Source organism: Stenotrophomonas maltophilia group sp. msm4 (genome assembly GCF_032025605.1).
Lineage (GTDB): Bacteria > Pseudomonadota > Gammaproteobacteria > Xanthomonadales > Xanthomonadaceae > Stenotrophomonas > Stenotrophomonas sepilia.
Map to the genome: position 1 here is coordinate 1038096 of NZ_JAVSKK010000001.1, position 16416 is coordinate 1054511.

The 16416-nt window shown below is 65.9% G+C and carries 13 protein-coding genes; 11 read left to right on the forward strand and 2 right to left on the reverse strand.

Annotation, left to right across the window (positions count from 1 at the left end; genetic code table 11):
- Window positions 1–96: 96 nt before the first annotated feature.
- Window positions 97–1575, forward strand: a complete 1479-nt coding sequence (locus ROV93_RS04870; protein WP_312538625.1) for an N-acetylmuramoyl-L-alanine amidase — start codon at window positions 97–99, stop codon at window positions 1573–1575.
- Between the two features lie 93 nt (window positions 1576–1668).
- Here the strand turns inward: ROV93_RS04870 and trxB are convergent, their stop codons facing one another.
- Window positions 1669–2640, reverse strand: a complete 972-nt coding sequence (gene trxB / locus ROV93_RS04875; RefSeq protein WP_005416486.1) for a thioredoxin-disulfide reductase — start codon at window positions 2638–2640, stop codon at window positions 1669–1671.
- Between the two features lie 233 nt (window positions 2641–2873).
- Between trxB and ROV93_RS04880 the strand changes: the two genes are divergently transcribed.
- The 4 genes from ROV93_RS04880 (at window position 2874) to ROV93_RS04895 (ending at window position 9486) form a co-directional block, all read left to right on the forward strand.
- Window positions 2874–5234, forward strand: a complete 2361-nt coding sequence (locus ROV93_RS04880) for a DNA translocase FtsK (protein WP_072166984.1) — start codon at window positions 2874–2876, stop codon at window positions 5232–5234.
- 39 nt (window positions 5235–5273) lie between these two features.
- On the forward strand, window positions 5274–7217 hold the full coding sequence (locus ROV93_RS04885; RefSeq protein WP_072166985.1) for a DUF3857 domain-containing protein: 1944 nt from the start codon (window positions 5274–5276) through the stop codon (window positions 7215–7217).
- Window positions 7218–7328: 111 nt separating this feature from the next.
- The gene (gene lolA, locus ROV93_RS04890; protein WP_005413289.1) at window positions 7329–7967 is read left to right on the forward strand and encodes an outer membrane lipoprotein chaperone LolA; all 639 of its coding nucleotides are present in this window, start codon (window positions 7329–7331) and stop codon (window positions 7965–7967) included.
- 241 nt (window positions 7968–8208) lie between these two features.
- Window positions 8209–9486: a replication-associated recombination protein A gene (locus ROV93_RS04895; RefSeq protein ID WP_227836677.1), complete on the forward strand. Its 1278-nt coding sequence runs from the start codon at window positions 8209–8211 to the stop codon at window positions 9484–9486.
- Window positions 9487–9621: 135 nt separating this feature from the next.
- Here ROV93_RS04895 and ROV93_RS04900 read toward each other — a convergent pair whose 3' ends face one another.
- Window positions 9622–9996 carry a hypothetical protein gene (locus ROV93_RS04900; RefSeq protein ID WP_072166986.1) on the reverse strand — a complete coding sequence of 125 codons (375 nt, stop codon included), beginning with the start codon at window positions 9994–9996 and terminating at the stop codon, window positions 9622–9624.
- Between the two features lie 321 nt (window positions 9997–10317).
- Here ROV93_RS04900 and ROV93_RS04905 point away from each other — a divergent pair, with 321 nt between their 5' ends.
- The 6 genes from ROV93_RS04905 to ROV93_RS04930 all read left to right on the forward strand — a co-directional run bounded on the left by ROV93_RS04905 (window position 10318) and on the right by ROV93_RS04930 (window position 16404).
- Window positions 10318–11346 carry an alpha/beta hydrolase-fold protein gene (locus ROV93_RS04905; RefSeq protein ID WP_072166987.1) on the forward strand — a complete coding sequence of 343 codons (1029 nt, stop codon included), beginning with the start codon at window positions 10318–10320 and terminating at the stop codon, window positions 11344–11346.
- 122 nt (window positions 11347–11468) lie between these two features.
- Window positions 11469–12845, forward strand: a complete 1377-nt coding sequence (locus tag ROV93_RS04910) for a YncE family protein (protein WP_312538628.1) — start codon at window positions 11469–11471, stop codon at window positions 12843–12845.
- A gap of 51 nt (window positions 12846–12896) precedes the next feature.
- Window positions 12897–13943, forward strand: a complete 1047-nt coding sequence (locus tag ROV93_RS04915; RefSeq protein WP_072166989.1) for an ABC transporter substrate-binding protein — start codon at window positions 12897–12899, stop codon at window positions 13941–13943.
- Window positions 13940–14983, forward strand: a complete 1044-nt coding sequence (locus ROV93_RS04920) for an iron ABC transporter permease (protein WP_072166990.1) — start codon at window positions 13940–13942, stop codon at window positions 14981–14983. The genes ROV93_RS04915 and ROV93_RS04920 overlap by 4 nt, the downstream gene beginning before the upstream one ends.
- Window positions 14980–15741 (forward strand): heme ABC transporter ATP-binding protein, encoded by a 762-nt coding sequence (locus tag ROV93_RS04925; protein ID WP_072166991.1) that lies wholly within the window; start codon window positions 14980–14982, stop codon window positions 15739–15741. Before ROV93_RS04920 ends, ROV93_RS04925 begins: the two co-directional genes overlap by 4 nt.
- A gap of 222 nt (window positions 15742–15963) precedes the next feature.
- On the forward strand, window positions 15964–16404 hold the full coding sequence (locus tag ROV93_RS04930; RefSeq protein ID WP_072166992.1) for a hypothetical protein: 441 nt from the start codon (window positions 15964–15966) through the stop codon (window positions 16402–16404).
- Window positions 16405–16416 lie beyond the last annotated feature (12 nt).

Consider the following 16416-nt stretch of genomic DNA (forward strand, 5'->3'; position numbering starts at 1 on the left):
CATGTGCGCTGGGTGCGGAATCGCGGGCGCATGGGTCGGCAGGGTGGCGGGGCGCTGCATGACTGGCGCGCATCCAACCAGTTGGAGAAATGAACAATGAAGGGATTGAAGCTTGCAACTGCCGTGGTCGCGTGCGGCCTGATCTTTGCGTTTCCTGTTTTGGCTTTTGGAGATCAGCCAGCAGAAGTGCTTGAGGATCCGGGTGCCTACGCGGAGGTGGTTGCGCTGTTGGAGCGTGAAGTTGGGAGCCAGTTGACGCGTCATTTGCAGGAGAGGGGTGAGCTGCGACACGTCAGCGTCAGCATCCGTCTCAATGCGAAGGCAAGATCAATGGTGATCAGCTTTGGGCCTGGATATCTTCCTGGCCCCGATCGGGGTTATGACGAGCTCTTCCTGATTCCGATGGCGTCCTCGTTGAGGTTCTATGCCGAAAAGTCAGGACTGATTGTGAACGACATTGATTTCCTATTCGACGGAAAAACTCTTGAGGAGTACTACCCGGAGGATCTCGCCGTTCCGCCGCAGGCGCGGGCGAGATCGACGCATACCTCAGCTTTGGTATCAGCAAGCCATGGCTACATCAGCTTGCATCCCAGTAGAGAATGGAAGTTTGAGCGGCCGGCGCCTCTGGGCATTCAGGAAGACACGCTGAGTCCACTGTTTGGCGACGAACTGCAAGGATTGATCGAACAACGTAGCGGCTTGACGGTGCACCGGGCACGGAGCCGCTCCACGGAACTCCATCCGGAGTCCGGGAAGCCATGGGAGCACATGTCATCCCGCTACCACCTGAAGGCTCTTTTCCCCGAACGCACCGACATGTGGAATGAGTTTCCGAACAGCCCAGAGTCTGCTCGCGAAAAGGAAGAGGACATACGGGCTCGCCCCAACTACGCAAACCATCTGGGTGTGGATGTGATGCTGAGCCTGCACACCAATGGCAGCGATTCAGCCAGTCTGCGTGGAACCGAGGTCTACTATCATCAGGACAAACCGCAGGACAAGGCGCTAGCGGATAGCATCCTCTGTGGGATGCGTGAAATCATCCGAGCGCAACCGGGCTATCGGCATTTCCCGATTCGCGAGAGTTCGACCTCGGCCAGGCACGGCGAGAACCGCATTGGGAAGATGCCCTCGGTGATCATCGAAACCGCCTATCACTCCAATCCTGATGATGTGGCTGCCTTGCAGGACCCCGTCTTTCGCTCGGCGTCCATGAAAGGGGTGGAGAAAGGCTATCGCCTGTGGGCACAGGGCAAGGCTTGTGAGCCTTTGATGCTCCACCCCATTCCCGATGTCGAGGTTCCGCTGCAGGCGGTGCACGAGCTGACAGTGGGTTTTGCGGGCAATCCCCAGTACCCCCTGGAACTTGAAGTGGTCGTGGCAGATTGTGACCGGCCCGGATACTGCACGCCGTGGAAGGGCCGCTTTGAGGATCCGGATGCGCCGGTGAAGTTCGGAGTGAGCTGCTCCTCTACGGAGCCCGGCTCAGTCCGCTGGAATGTCCTGATGCGCGATGCGGACGATGTCGTCGCGGCGCCGGTGGCGTTCACCCAGTCCTGTGTCCGGGCCTGAGTGGTGCCTGGAGCGGGTAGTGGGGTTGCGAAAACGGGCGCTTGCGCGCCCGTTTTCCTAAGTCGAGCATGGCTCGACTCTACAAACCGCCGGTCAGCTGGCCTTCCCCTGCGCGTCCAGGTAGCGCTCGGCGTCCAGCGCGGCCATGCAGCCGAAGCCGGCCGAGGTGATCGCCTGGCGGTAGTGCTGGTCGGCTACGTCGCCGGCGGCGAACACGCCTTCCACCGAGGTCTGCGTGGCGTTGCCGCCCAGGCCCGAGCGGATTTCCAGGTAGCCGTTGTTCATCGCCAGCTGGCCGTCGAACAGGGTCGTGTTCGGATGGTGGCCGATGGCCACGAAGAAGCCGTGGGCGTCGATGTCGCGGGTGCTGCCGTCCAAGGTGGACTTTACGCGCACGCCAGTCACGCCGGCATCGTTGCCCAGCACTTCCTCCACCTGGTGGTGCCAGACGGTCTCGATCTTGCCTTCGGCCACCTTCCTGAACAGCTTGTCCTGCATGATCTTTTCCGCCTTCAGGGTGTCGCGGCGGTGGACCAGGTAGACCTTGCGGGCGATGTTGGACAGGTACAGCGCCTCTTCCACGGCGGTATTGCCGCCGCCGACCACGACCACGTCCTGGTCGCGGTAGAAGAAGCCGTCACAGGTGGCGCAGGCGGAGACGCCGCGGCCCTTGAAGGTCTCTTCGGTCGGGATGCCCAAGTACTTGGCGGTGGCGCCAGTGGCGATGATCAGCGCGTCGCAGGTGTACTCGTGGCTGTCGCCGATCAGCTTGAACGGGCGCTGCGACAGGTCGGCGGTGTGGATATGGTCGAAGATGACCTCGGTTTCGAAGCGCTCGGCGTGCGCCTGCATGCGCGCCATCAGGTCCGGGCCCATCAGGCCGTGGGCGTCACCCGGCCAGTTGTCCACCTCGGTGGTGGTCATCAGCTGGCCACCCTGCTGCAGGCCGGTGATGACGACCGGCTTCAGGTTGGCACGGGCGGCGTAGACGGCGGCGGTCCAGCCGGCCGGTCCGGAACCGAGGATGACGAGGCGCTGGTGGCGGGAGGGCAGGCTGGTGCTCATATAAACTCGCGAAAAGGTAGATGGGGCAAGGCGCTGGCGACGTTTGCGCAGCATCCTCGGCAGGTCATAGAGTGGCGGCTGGGGCAGGGCGATTCAAGCCGATGAACAGAACGCCGTCATCCAACGGTGGTTCCGGGCCTCGGATTGCCCTGTCGGGCGTCGCATAACTGAAAACTGACGCCGTCTCATTTATTATCAATCACTAACAGCGCATTCCAAAGGTATGGTCTAAGGTGGCGAAGCAGGTCCCCGAACGCTCCAAGTCCGACGACAGCAAGGCGTCACGTCGCACGGCCGCGGCGGCGACGACCGACAATCCACGCCGCCAGCGCCTCTGGCGCGATCTGGGCCTGATCGCCATCGCGCCGGCCCTGCTGTACCTGGCGGCCAGTCTGTTCACCTATTCAGCCACGGATCCGGGCTGGTCGCATACCGGCAGCGTGGTCGCGCCGGTGCACAACCTGGGTGGCCGCGCCGGGGCCTGGATTGCCGACGTGCTGCTGCAGCTGTTCGGCTACATCGCTTTCCTGCTGCCGGTGGTGCTCGGCGCACTGGCGTGGATCGCCATGTTCGGCCTCAAGCGCGAGAGCAAGGGCGAGAACGATCTGGACCCGGCGCTGCGCCTGGTCGGCCTGGTCGGTTTCCTGATCGCCGGCACCGGCTTCCTGCATGTGCGCCTGTTCAGTGGCGATGTCGCCAGTGCCGGCGGCATCCTCGGCAAGCTGGTGGGTAATTCGCTCACGGTGGGCTTCGGCGCGCTGGGGGCGAACCTGTTCGTGCTGGTATTGCTGCTGGCCTCGATCACCCTGGCCACCGGGCTGTCCTGGTTCACGGTGATGGAGAAGATCGGCCGTGGCGTGATGTCGCTGGCGCCACTGCTGGAACGCAAGAAGGAAGAAGTCACCGAGTGGAAGCAGACCCGGGTGATGCGCGAGGAGCGCCAGGAAGTGCGCAAGGCCGACGCCGAAGTGCGCGCCAAGCGCGAGCCGGTAAAGATCGAACCGCGCCCTGAGCCGGTGATCGAGAAGAGTGATCGTGCCAAGCGCGATACCCAGATTCCGATGTTCCGTGGCGTCAACGGCGATGGTTCCGACCTGCCGCCGCTGGCGCTGCTGGATGATCCCAAGCCGCAGCCGAAGGGCTACGACGAAGAAACGCTGGAAACGCTGTCGCGGCAGATCGAGTTCAAGCTGAAGGACTTCCGCATCGATGCGCAGGTGGTCGGCGCCAACCCTGGCCCGGTCATCACCCGCTTCGAGATCGAGCCGGCACCGGGCATCAAGGTCAGCCAGATCAGTTCGCTGGACAAGGACATCGCGCGCGGCCTGTCGGTGAAGTCGGTGCGCGTGGTCGACGTCATCCCGGGCAAGTCGGTCATCGGCCTGGAAATTCCCAACGTCACCCGCGAGATGATCTTCCTGTCCGAGCTGCTGCGCTCGAAGGAATATGACAAATCGGCCAGCGTGCTGACCCTGGCGCTGGGCAAGGACATCGCCGGCCGCCCGACCGTGGCCGACCTGGCGCGCATGCCGCACCTGCTGGTGGCCGGTACGACCGGTTCGGGCAAGTCGGTGGCGGTCAACGCGATGGTGTTGAGCCTGCTGTTCAAGGCCTCGCCGAAAGACCTGCGGATGCTGATGATCGACCCGAAGATGCTCGAGCTGAGCGTCTACCAGGGCATTCCGCACCTGCTGGCGCCGGTGGTTACCGACATGAAGGAGGCCGCCAACGGCCTGCGCTGGTGCGTGGCCGAGATGGAGCGCCGCTACAAGCTGATGAGCGCGGTGGGTGTGCGCAACCTGGCTGGCTTCAACAAGAAGGTGAAGGAAGCCCAGGACGCCGGCCAGCCGCTGATGGATCCGCTGTTCAAGCCGAACCCGGAGCTGGGCGAGGCGCCGCGTCCGCTGGAAACGCTGCCGTTCATCGTCATCTTCATCGACGAATTCGCCGACATGATGATGATCGTCGGCAAGAAGGTGGAAGAGCTGATCGCGCGCCTGGCACAGAAGGCGCGTGCGGCTGGCATCCACCTGATCCTGGCCACGCAGCGCCCGTCGGTGGATGTGATCACCGGCCTGATCAAGGCCAACATCCCGACCCGCATCGCCTTCCAGGTCAGCTCCAAGATCGACTCGCGCACCATCCTCGACCAGTCCGGCGCGGAGACCCTGCTCGGCCACGGCGACATGCTGTATCTGCCGCCGGGTACTGCGCTGCCCGAGCGCGTGCATGGTGCGTTCGTGTCCGACGACGAAGTGCACCGCGTGGTCGAGCACCTCAAGGCGATGGGCCCGGCCGACTATGTCGACGGCGTGCTGGACGAAGTGCAGACGATGGGCGACGGCGTGGTCGTCGGCGCCACCGGCCTGCCCGAGAACAGCTCCGCTGGCGACGAGTCCGACCCGTTGTATGACGAAGCACTGCGGGTGGTCACCGAGACCCGCCGTGCCTCGATTTCCGGCGTGCAGCGCCGGCTGAAGATCGGCTACAACCGTGCAGCGCGACTGATCGAGGCCATGGAAGCGGCCGGCGTGGTCAGCCCGCCCGAGCACAACGGCGACCGCACGGTGCTGGCACCGCCGCCGCCGAGGTAAGACCCGACGTATCCCCCACGACGTCCAAGGAACCGACGCATGCTTCACCCCGTACCAAGCGCGCTGGCGCTGGCGCTGGCAGCCCTGATGGCTGCCGGCCCGGCACTGGCAGAAACCGCCACCTCCGCGCCCGCCACGGCGCCGCCATCCACCAGCGGCGATACCGAAGCCAGCAATAATTTCAGCATTGTCCGTTACCGCGCCGACTACCAGGTGCGGCCCGATGCGGGCAATGTGCAGACCGAAACCTACGAAGTCCTGCTCAAGACCAAGGCCTCCGTCGAGCAGTTCAGCCAGGTGCGGCTGAGCTACAGCGAGAAGATGGAAACGCTGGAAGTGCTCGGCGCCTACACCATCACTGCCGACGGCCAGCGCCGCGACGTTCCGGCCGACCGTATCTACACGCAGGAGAGCTACTCCAGCGCTTCGGCGGCGATGTATGCCGACCGCAAGGTGCGGGTGATCGTGTTCCCGAACCTGGCCCCGGGCACGCGCCTGTACTACCAGGTGCGCCGCACCCAGGCCACGCCGTACTTCCCGGGCTATTTCGGCCTGTGGGAGACCTTCAACGTCTTCACCGAGTACGAGGACGCCGAGGTCACCCTGAGTGCGCCGGCCAACCTGCCGATGTTCGTCGACAGCCGCGGCGTGCAGGGCAGTGACCGGCCGACCGTGAAGAATGGCCAGGCGCAATGGCGCTGGCGCTACCAGCGCCGCGAGGCGATGCCGGCGCAGAACTGGTCGGCGGCGGGCTGGGAGTTCGGCCCGAACATCATGGCCAGCACGTATCGTGACTGGTCGCAGATGGGGCGCGCCTACCAGCTCAAGGCGGGCCCGGCGGCCGAGGTGACCCCGGCGCTGCAGGCGCTCGCTGATGAGATCACCGCCGGCATCAGCGACCGCCGCGAACAGGCTGATGCGCTGTATCGCTGGGTCGCGCAGAATATCCGCTATGTGGCGGTGTACCTGGGCAACGGCGGCCTGGAGCCGAACAGCGCGCAGAGCATCCTCGACAATCACTATGGTGACTGCAAGGACCACGTGACGATCCTCGAGGCGCTGCTGGCGGCCAAGGGTATCGCCAGCTCGCCGGTGCTGATCGGTGCGGGGGGCGGCCCGACGCTGCCGAAGATTCCGGTGCTGGGCCGCTTCAACCACGCCATCACCTATATCCCCGAGTTTGATCTTTACCTGGATTCGACCACCGCGTGGGCACGCTTCGGGCAGCTGCCGGAAGGTGACCTGGGTGCGCCGGTGATGCGTACCCGGGACGCTACGCTGGCGCGTACCCCGGCCAATACGCCGGAGCGCAATGCGACGTCGATGGAAGTGCGTTTTACGTTTGATGCCAACGGCAACCTGCGCGGCGAAACGATTCCGAAGCTGGGCGAGAACGCCGAGATCGGCATGCGCGCGCAGTTCTCACAGCTCAACGCGCAGAACCGTGCGCGCGCTGAAGAGCAGATCATGGCCTCGTCCGGTTTCGATGGGCGAGGGCAGCTGCAGATCCAGGGCGTGCCGGTCGACCTGACCCGGCCCTTCGGCTATCGCATGGCGTTCCAGGCCGAGGACTACGCCGATTTCAGCGTGGCCGGCGGCATGGCCGTGCCGGATCCGCCGGGCGGCGAGTCGGTGCGTGGCTTGTACGCCACCGCCTCGGCGCAGGCCAACGAGACGCCGTTCTACTGCAATGCCAGCCTGCGCGAGGAAACCTATCGCCTGCAGTTCCCGGCCAATGCGCCGATCATCGCCATCCCGGCCAGCCAGCGTTTCGCCAACGCCGCCGGCGAGTACCGCGTGGACTGGAGCCGCGAGGGCCAGGACGTGATCGTGCACCACCGCTTGCGGCAGAACGCGGTGCGTGGGCCGGAGGCGCTGTGCCAGCCGCAGGACTACCCCGCGTTCCGCGCGCTGTACCGCGAAGTGCGTCGCGGCTTCCGCGGCCAGGTGCTGTACGGCAAGCTGCCGGCATCTGGCGGCTGAATCGCCGATGGACGTTCAGGGCGGCATAATGTCGCCCTGATCGGCCATTCATCTTTCTCCGGGCACACTGGCAACCACCTTTCCTGGCGCCCGCGCCCACAGGATTTCCGCATGAACTTCCGCTTCCGCCGTTTCCTTGCCACCACCACGCTGGCCGTGGCCTGCGCCGCCGCCGGCAGTGCCTGGGCTGGCGCCCGCGATGACCTGAAGACCTTCACCAGTGGCCTGAAGGGCCTGGACGGACAGTTCAGCCAGCAGGTGTTCGACAGCCGCGGCAAGGTGAAGGAATCGACCAGTGGCCGCGTGGCCCTGTCGGCGCCGCGCCTGTTCCGCTGGGAATACGTGCGCCCGCACGAACAGCTGATCGTGGCCGACGGTAAAAAAGTCTGGATGTACGAGCCGGACCTGGAGCAGGCCACCGTGCGCGAGCAGGGCAAGGAAGAGCAGAACAGCCCGCTGACCGCGCTGATCAACCCGGCGCTGCTGGAACAGCAGTACGACGTCAGCGAAGAGGCCGCGCAGCGCGATGGCCTGCAGTGGCTGTCGCTGTCGCCGAAGCGCGAGACCGAGGCCAGCTTCCAGTACGCCGCGCTGGGCTTCAATGCCCAGGGCCTGGCCAAGATGGAAATCACCGATGCGGTTGGCCAGCGCACCGTGATCAGCTTCAGCGGCTGGAAGCGCAACCCGGGCTTCGCGGCTGGCACCTTCAGCTTTACGCCGCCGAAGGGCACCGACGTTATCGGTAATTGATCGGGGATGCCGGGCATGGCCCGGCGCTGCCTGCTCCGGTGGGTGTCAACTGGCACCGCCTTGGTGGGTGTCAACCTTGGTTGACGCAATTTTGATCTGCCGGCCAGCGGCCGGCACTACCGGAATCGTCGTCACCCTGTCGCGGTACAATGAGCGGGTGGCAAGACATCGTTCAACTTCCTTCCCCGGCCCCGATCTGCTGAGCGTTGATCGGGAACATCTGCGCCCGCTGGCCGAGCGCATGCGCCCGCGCACCCTCGACGAAATGGTCGGGCAGAAGCGCCTGCTGGCGCCGGACAGCGCATTGCGCCGTGCAGTCGAATCCGGACGTGTGCACTCGATGATCCTGTGGGGGCCACCGGGCTGCGGCAAGACCACGCTGTCACTGCTGCTGGCCGAGTACTCCGATGCCGAGTTCCGTGCCATCTCCGCCGTGCTGTCCGGGCTGCCGGAAGTGCGTCAGGTGCTGGCCGAGGCTGCGCAACGGTTCGCCGAGGGCCGGCGCACCGTGCTGTTCGTGGACGAGGTGCATCGTTTCAACAAGGCGCAGCAGGATGCCTTCCTGCCGCACATTGAACGCGGCACGATCCTGTTCGTCGGTGCCACCACCGAGAATCCGTCGTTCGAACTGAACTCCGCGCTGCTGTCGCGTTGCCGCGTGCATGTGCTGGAAGCGGTTTCGCCAACCGATATCGTCGAGGCGCTGGAACGTGCACTGGGCGACCGCGAACGCGGCCTGGGCGAGGAGGGTATCGAGGTTGCGCCCGAGCTGCTGCTGGAAATCGCCACCGCTGCCGATGGTGACGTGCGCCGCGCACTGACCCTTCTTGAAATCGCCGCCGAACTGGCGGGTGGGGAGGGGGGGCGCATCACCCCGCAGACCCTGACCCAGGTGCTGGCCGATCGTACCCGCCGCTTCGATAAGGGCGGCGAGCAGTTCTACGACCAGATCTCGGCGCTGCACAAGTCGGTACGCAGCTCCAATCCTGATGCCGCGTTGTACTGGCTGACCCGCATGCTCGATGGCGGCTGCGATCCGTCCTACCTGGCGCGTCGGCTGACCCGCATGGCCATCGAGGACATCGGCCTGGCCGATCCGCGCGCACAGAGCATGGCGCTGGAGGCCTGGGACATCTACGAACGCTTGGGCAGCCCGGAAGGCGAGCTCGCCTTCGCCCAGCTGGTGCTGTACCTGGCCAGCACCGCCAAGTCGAATGCGGGCTACGCCGCGTTCAACCAGGCCAAGGCCGACGTGCGCCAGAGCGGCACCGAAGAAGTGCCGCTGCACCTGCGCAATGCGCCGACCAAGCTGATGAAGGAGCTCGGCTACGGCGCCGAGTACCAGTACGACCACGACGCCGAAGGCGGCATCGCGCTGGACCAGACCGGTTTCCCGGATGCGATGGGCGAGCGCGTGTACTACAACCCGGTGCCGCGTGGCCTGGAAATCAAGCTGAAGGAAAAGCTTGATCGGCTGCGCGCCGAACGTGAGGCGGCGAGGGCCGCGAAGGGCCGTTGAGCTGGCTTATGTAGCATCGAGCGATGCTCGACTCCGCTCTGGACCGACCCAGCAGCACCTGCGGAAGCGACAGCCGAGCATGGCTCGACTTCTACAGGGCGGGAAAACGAAGCCGGCGTTTCGCCGGCTTCCTTCTTACTTGATGCTGCAGTCGCCGAAGGACAGGTAATCCGTTCCCGAGCTGAACTGCAGCGTGCAGCTTGCGGTGAAAGTCGCGCCTTCTTCCAGTGCGCCCAGCTTGGCCGCCTGCTGCTCGTCGTCGGTGGTCAGCCGGGCCAGGACATTGCCCTGGTCGTCGCCGGCCTCGATCAGCGGCTCGCCCGCCAGGTTGCTGGAGACACCCAGGGCCACGGCAGTGAATGTCACCGTCTGGTTGAGTTCGTCCATGCCCAGAGACGAATTGCCGGCCTCTTCAAAGGCCTGGTAGAGCGTTGGCAGGTCCTGTGCGGCATGGGCGGCCAGCGGTGCAATCAGGCCAAGGGAAAGGGCGATCAGGGCGGTGCGCTTCAAGGTGTTCTCGCAGTCACGGGATTCATTCCCGTGGATGGTGGTCAGTAGATCCACGCCATGCGTGGATGGGTTTGGCAAAGGACAGGGCGCGGCCGGCGGCTCGATTGCCCATCCATCCGCAGCCCTGCGAGGGAAGGGCGCTCCTGCGCCCCGCTGTCCGGCAAAATAGTGGATCCGGTGTTTCCGGCGCAACCGGGAAAATGAACGCATCGCGCGCGTGATACACAGCGTGACGTTCGATCGATGTGATAATCATTCGCGTTTAAGGTAGACTGCGGTCCCCTGTGAACCGGCGGCCATCGGCCGCTCCTGCCGCCGCTGATGAAGCATTTCGTCCCGCCTTTGCGCCGTGGTCCACTGGCCCGCGGCATGGCCGCCCTGATGATGGGGGTCCTGATGGCCGCGCCCTACGCCCATGCGCAGCAGCGCAATCCGCTGCAGAAGATCGGCCACACCGTGCTGGACGAGCCGGCGGCCAGCTATCGCTTTGAACGTTTCGTGGTGGACAGCCCGGACCAGCAGCGCCGTTGGCGGGTGAACCTGGCGATTCCGGCCAGGGCCGGCAAGACCCCATCCCCGGTGCTGTACGCGCTGGATGGCAATGCCGTGGCCATGGTGCTGGACCAGCCGCTGCTGGCCGAGCTGGCTGCGCGCAAGGCACCGCCGGTACTGGTGCTGATCGGCTACGACAACGACCTGCGCATCGATTCCAGGGCGCGTACCCGCGACTACACCGCGTGGATCGACCGTGCCGACGACGAGAGCGGCACGGCCCAGGCCGTCGGCGGCGGCGCTGCGGCTTTCCTGGATGTGATCGAGCGCCGCATCAAGCCGGAAGTCGAGCGTCGCGCACGCATCGATACGCAGCAGCAGGCGCTGTGGGGCCATTCGCTGGGCGGGCTATTCGTGCTCAATGCGCTGTACACGCGACCTGCCGCGTTCCAGTCCTATCTGGCAGCCAGTCCGTCGCTGTGGTGGAGCCAGGGCGCGGCGCTGGGTGATCCGGAGCAGCAGTTCGTGCAGAACGTGCACGGCCAGCCGGCCAAGCTCTGGCTGATGCTGGGCGGCGCCGAGCGCGTCGGTGATCGCGGCAAGCGCGATATGAGCAACCCGCGCGTGGTTGCGCACCTGCGCCGGATCAGTGGCGCCACCCCGGATGCGGCGATGCAGTTGTCCGAGCGGCTGGGCAAGGTGCCGGGCCTGAGCGTGCAGTACCGCGAGTTCGACGGCCTCGGTCACGGCCCGATGCTGCCAGCGTCGTTCCACGCTGCGCTGCATGAACTGTATGGCGTGTCCGACCGCAGCGCCGGCGATGGCGCGCCCAGTGGCGGGGACAACGCCGCCGAATGAATGCCTTCGCACGCGATGCCGTGCGACCCCACTACCCAGGCGAGGCTGCCGGCGTGCAGCGGCCCAGGCAACCGATGACTCCCGCGCCACGTGGCGCGGCCTACGTGTGCAAGGAGCCTGCCATGTCGTTCCGTCCGTCTTTCCGCCTTACCTCTCTCGCCGCCGGCCTGCTGCTCGCGGTGACCGCCACCGCGCAGCCGGTGTTCGATCAGCCGGCCAACGCCACCTTCAAGGGTGAGGTCGTCTCGCGCGGTGAGAACGTGGTTCCCGGCAGCACCGCCGACGTGGTCGGCCGGGGCTTCGTGCCGGGCCAGAAGGTCAGCCTGCTGCGTGGCGACAGCGTGCTCAACGCACAGCCGGTGGTGGTCGATGCCGATGGCAACTTCAAGACCCAGCTGAGCATTCCGACCGACGCGGTGCCGGGCACCCACCCGGTGGTGGTGCGCGCCAGCCAGCCGGCTGCAGCCACCGTGCTGAAGCTGCGCGTGTCGCCGCAGCTGCCGCTGTCCGGCCAGGCGCAGTTCGCCACCCAGTCCAACAAGCTGGTGCCGGGCCTGTACCAGTCCGCCTACAGCGCCGCCAGCAATGCCGTGTTCGTCACCTCGGCCGTGGGCCGCCCGCCGGTGACCCAGTCGCAGCTGTTGAAGCTGGACCCGAAGACCCTGAAGGTGACCAAGGCGATCACCCCGGCGCAGGTGCCGGGCAGCACCAATGGTGCGGTGTACGCGGTCTACGGCGTGGGCGTGGATGACACCAACGGCACTGTCTGGGTGACCAATACCCGCCAGAACTCGATCGCGGTCTACCGCCAGAAGGACCTGTCGCTGGTCCACCAGTTCCCGGTCGACACCGTGCCGCACGCGCGCGACGTGGTGGTCGACGGCACCCACGGCAAGGTGTTCGCGTCGGCCACGGGTGAGGACCATTTGTCGGTGTTCGATGCGAAGACGTTCAAGGAGCTGCCGCAGGTGACGCTGGAATCCGGCGTGGATGACGGCAAGTTCACGCCGATGAGCCTGGTGCTGGACGAGAAGGGCGGCAAGCTGTTCACCGTCAGCATCGGTACCCCGGAAGCGGCGGTGATCGATGTGGCCAGCGGCAAGGTCGACAAGGTCATCGACCTGGGCAATTCGATCAGCGCCTCTGGCGTGGCCTTCGACGCAGCACGCAACCGGCTCTATGTGGCCTCGCAGGGCACCGACAACCTGCTGATCGTTGACGTGGCCGCCGGCAAGGTGCTGCATGACGTGCCGGTCGGCGCCGGCGCGCTGAACGTCGCCTTCGATGATGCCTCCGGCCTGGCCTATGTCAGCAACCGTGGCGCTGGCACGGTCACCGTGGTGAATGGTGACGGCAAGGTGGTGGCCAACCTCGATGGCGGCACCCTTCCGAACCATGTGCGTGCCGACGGCAAGGGCAACGTGTTTGCGGTGAACAAGTCACGTGGCGCCGAAGATCCGAAGGGTGATCGCATCACCCGCATCACCCCGAAGCAGTAAGTCACAGGGCAGGGCGGCGTGCGCGTCGCCCTGCCAGCAAGGAGAACGTCCATGAACATCGCGTCCCGTCTGCGCCCGTGTGCGCTTCCGTTGGCTGTTTCGCTGGCGCTGTCTGCCTGCAGTGGCTCGTCAACGCCGTCGGATGGCCACAAGGCCGCCGAGCCGCCCGCCGCAACGGCCGCTGCGGAAACGGCGTTGCCGGAAGGGTGGCAGCGCGTGGCAGGTGCCGAAATGCCGACCGTGCACGGCCAGAAGGCGGTGCTCCCGGCCAAGGTGCATTCCGACGATGGCGCTGACATTGAAGTGTCCGACACCAGCCGGATCATTGCCGGTGGTGACGACGTCATCGCGGTGATCGAGGCGCTGGGACTGGGCAAGCAGGTATTCGCTGCGCCAACCAACACCACCACCCAGGCCGGCCTGGGTGCCCCGCACCAGTTCCTGTTCAACCGCACCACGGGCGTGGAAGGCGTGCTGAGCCTGCAGGGCTCGCTGTTCCTCGGCAACAGCCTACGCCGCCACACCGAGCTGGCGAAAAAGCTGCGCGAGGTGGGCGAGCCGGCGGTGGTCATCGATGACCTGCAGCCGGCGCCGGACAAGGTGCGCAAGGTCGCTGCGGCACTAGGGCTGGCCGAAGCGGGGCAAACACTGGCCACGCAGGTGCAGCGCCAGCTCGACGAGGCTGCAGCGATTGGCAAGGGCCTGGGCCATGCGCCACGACTGATCCACGTATCGGCGACCGGCGCTGGCGGCTCGCCCACCGTTGCGGGTGCCGACAGCGCCTCGGCGCAGCTGATCGCCCTGGCCGGCGGCATCAACATCGGCACCGAGGCCGGGGTGAAGAACTACTCGCAGCTGAGCAACGAGGGCGTGGTCGCGGCGGCACCGGAAGTGATCCTGGTGACCGAGCACGACCTGCAGCTGTTCGGCGGTGCCGATGGCCTGTGGAAGGCGTACCCGACGCTGAAGCAGACCCCGGCCGGGCAGGCCAACCGGGTCTGGGTGATGCCGGATGTGCAGCTGAAGTACACCAGCGTGGGTTCTGGTGCGGGCGCGCTGGCGCTGGCCAAGGCCCTGGCAGCGTTGCCGAAGGCATGAGTCCGGCGGATCGGCGCCGCCGTCGCGGGCGGGCGATGTTGATGGTGGCCTTGCTGGCCCTGCTGGGGGCGGTGCTGGCGTCGTTCGCCGTGGGCCCGCTGCGGTTGCCACCGCTGGAGGTGATGCAGGCGCTGGCGGTGAAGCTGGGCCTGCTTGATCCGCAGGCGGTCAGCAGCCGCGATCTGGCGGTGGTCTGGCAGCTACGTATTCCGCGTGCCCTGTTGGGCGCGATGGTCGGTGCGTCGTTGGCGATGGCCGGTGCCAGCCTGCAGGGCCTGTTCGGCAATCCGTTGGCCGACCCCGGCATCGTCGGTGTCAGCCAGGGTGCTGCGCTGGGTGCAGTGGCTGCCATTGTTCTCGGCGCTGCCGGTGCGGCCGGCTGGCTGGTGCCGGTGGCAGCCTTCGTCGGCGGCGCGCTGGCGATCGGCCTGACCTATGCGCTGGCGCGGCCGGGCAAGGGCAGTGGCAATGCGACGCTGCTGCTGGTCGGTATCGCGATGGCGGCCTTCTGTTCGGCGCTGATCGGTTTTCTCACCTATATCGCAAGCGAAAGCGAACTGCAGTCGCTGGTGTTCTGGCAGATGGGCTCGCTGGCACGTGCCAACTGGGCCGATGTGGTGGCGGTGGTGCCGCTGTTTGCGATTGGCGTGTTCGCGTTGCAACGATTGGCAACGCCGCTGGACATGCTGGCGCTGGGCGAGCGCCAGGCCCAGCATCTGGGGCTGGATGTGACCCGCACGCGGCGCCGACTGGTAGCGTTCAGCGCGCTGCTGGTGGGGGCGGCGGTGGCGTTTGCGGGCTCGATCAGCTTCGTCGGCCTGGTGGTGCCGCACGTGGCGCGCCTGCTGGTGGGTCCCGGCCATCGCTGGTTGCTGCCGTTGTCCGGCCTGCTGGGTGCAGTGCTGATCGTAGTGGCGGATACCGCGGCGCGCACGCTGGATCCACCCGCTGAGATTCCGCTGGGCCTGTTCTCGGCGGCGCTGGGTGCGCCGTTCTTCCTCTGGCTGGTGCTGCAGCAGCGCCGCAAGGCGGTGCCATGAGCGTGCTGTTGAAGCTGCACGAGGTGGTGGTGCGCCGCCAGCAACGTGAGATCCTGCACGGCATTTCCCTGGCGTTCGAACCGGGTACGGTGACCGCGCTGGTGGGCCCGAACGGTGCGGGCAAGTCGACGCTGTTGGCGGTCGCGGCCGGCGACCTGCGCGCCGATGCGGGCGAGGTGAGCCTGCTGGGCAGGCCGCTGGCCAGCTACAAGGCCGGGCCGCTGGCGCGCGAGCGCGCGGTGATGCCGCAGGAGCATGGCGTGCGCTTTGCCTTCAGCGTGGAAGAAGTGGTGGCGATGGGACGGTTGCCGCATCCGCCGGACCCGGTCACGGACGATGCCCGGGTGGAAGCGGCCATCGATGCCGCCGAACTGCAGGCGCTGCGCCTGCGCGAGGTGCAGCAGCTCTCCGGCGGTGAGTCCGCCCGGACCACGTTCGCGCGCGTGCTGGCACAGGACACGCCATTGCTGCTGCTGGATGAGCCTACTGCTGCGCTGGATCTGCGCCATCAGGAGCGCACGCTGCGCAGTGTGCGTGCCTGTGCCCAAGCCGGTGCGTGCGTGATCGTGGTCCTGCATGACCTGAATCTGGCGGCCGGCTATGCCGACCGTATCGTGCTGCTGGAGCAGGGTGGCGTGGCGGCCGACGGAACGCCATTGCAGGTGTTGACCGAGGACAACCTGCGTAGGGTCTACCAGCAGGAGGTGGTGGTGCTGGAGCATCCAAGGCGAGGAGTGCCGCTGGTTGTGGTGACCTGATTCGAGGTTCGTGTCGCAAATAGCCGCGTCTTTTACGTCGTCCTGAGTGGATGTCCGGTGATTCTCCGCCCCTGCCACAGGTGAGGCTGGGATGTTGGGCCTTGGGGTCGTAGGAGTTGCGCTGGCTGAGCCCCTCCTTCAGGTGCGTACGGTGGTAGTTGATCATTGCTTTGATGATTCGGGTTGACTGACCATTGGGCGTTCCAGAGCGAGGAAGCCCATATGTTCACCTTCGGCCGCGAGCATGAAATCAAATGCGCGATTCGCAGACACCGCAAGGACGATGAACTGCAGATGGTGCTTGCCATCATCAATGCCATTCACGACTTCAAGGATGGCATCGTTCCGATCGAGAGCGCACTGAATGCGATTCGCAAGGGTCTTGTGGGCGGCGCCTCGGGGACATGGGAGGCGGCCGGCAGCTGGCTTTGCAAGCTGAATAAAGCGCATCCAACCACAGAGTGCGTCTGGTTTGAACTCGCATCCCACCCCATGGCCAAAGTCAGATTCCGAGTGGCTTGCCACATGCGTTGGATCTCGGAGGGGCTTGCCGCGAGGTTGTATCCGACGCTCGCCAAGGATAGGAGCGGTCGTGTGAGGGAGCAGGCGCAAGGAAACTGGGACTGCCTGCAGCACGCGGAAAATTGCGACGGGAATTCATAGCCCCTATGTGGT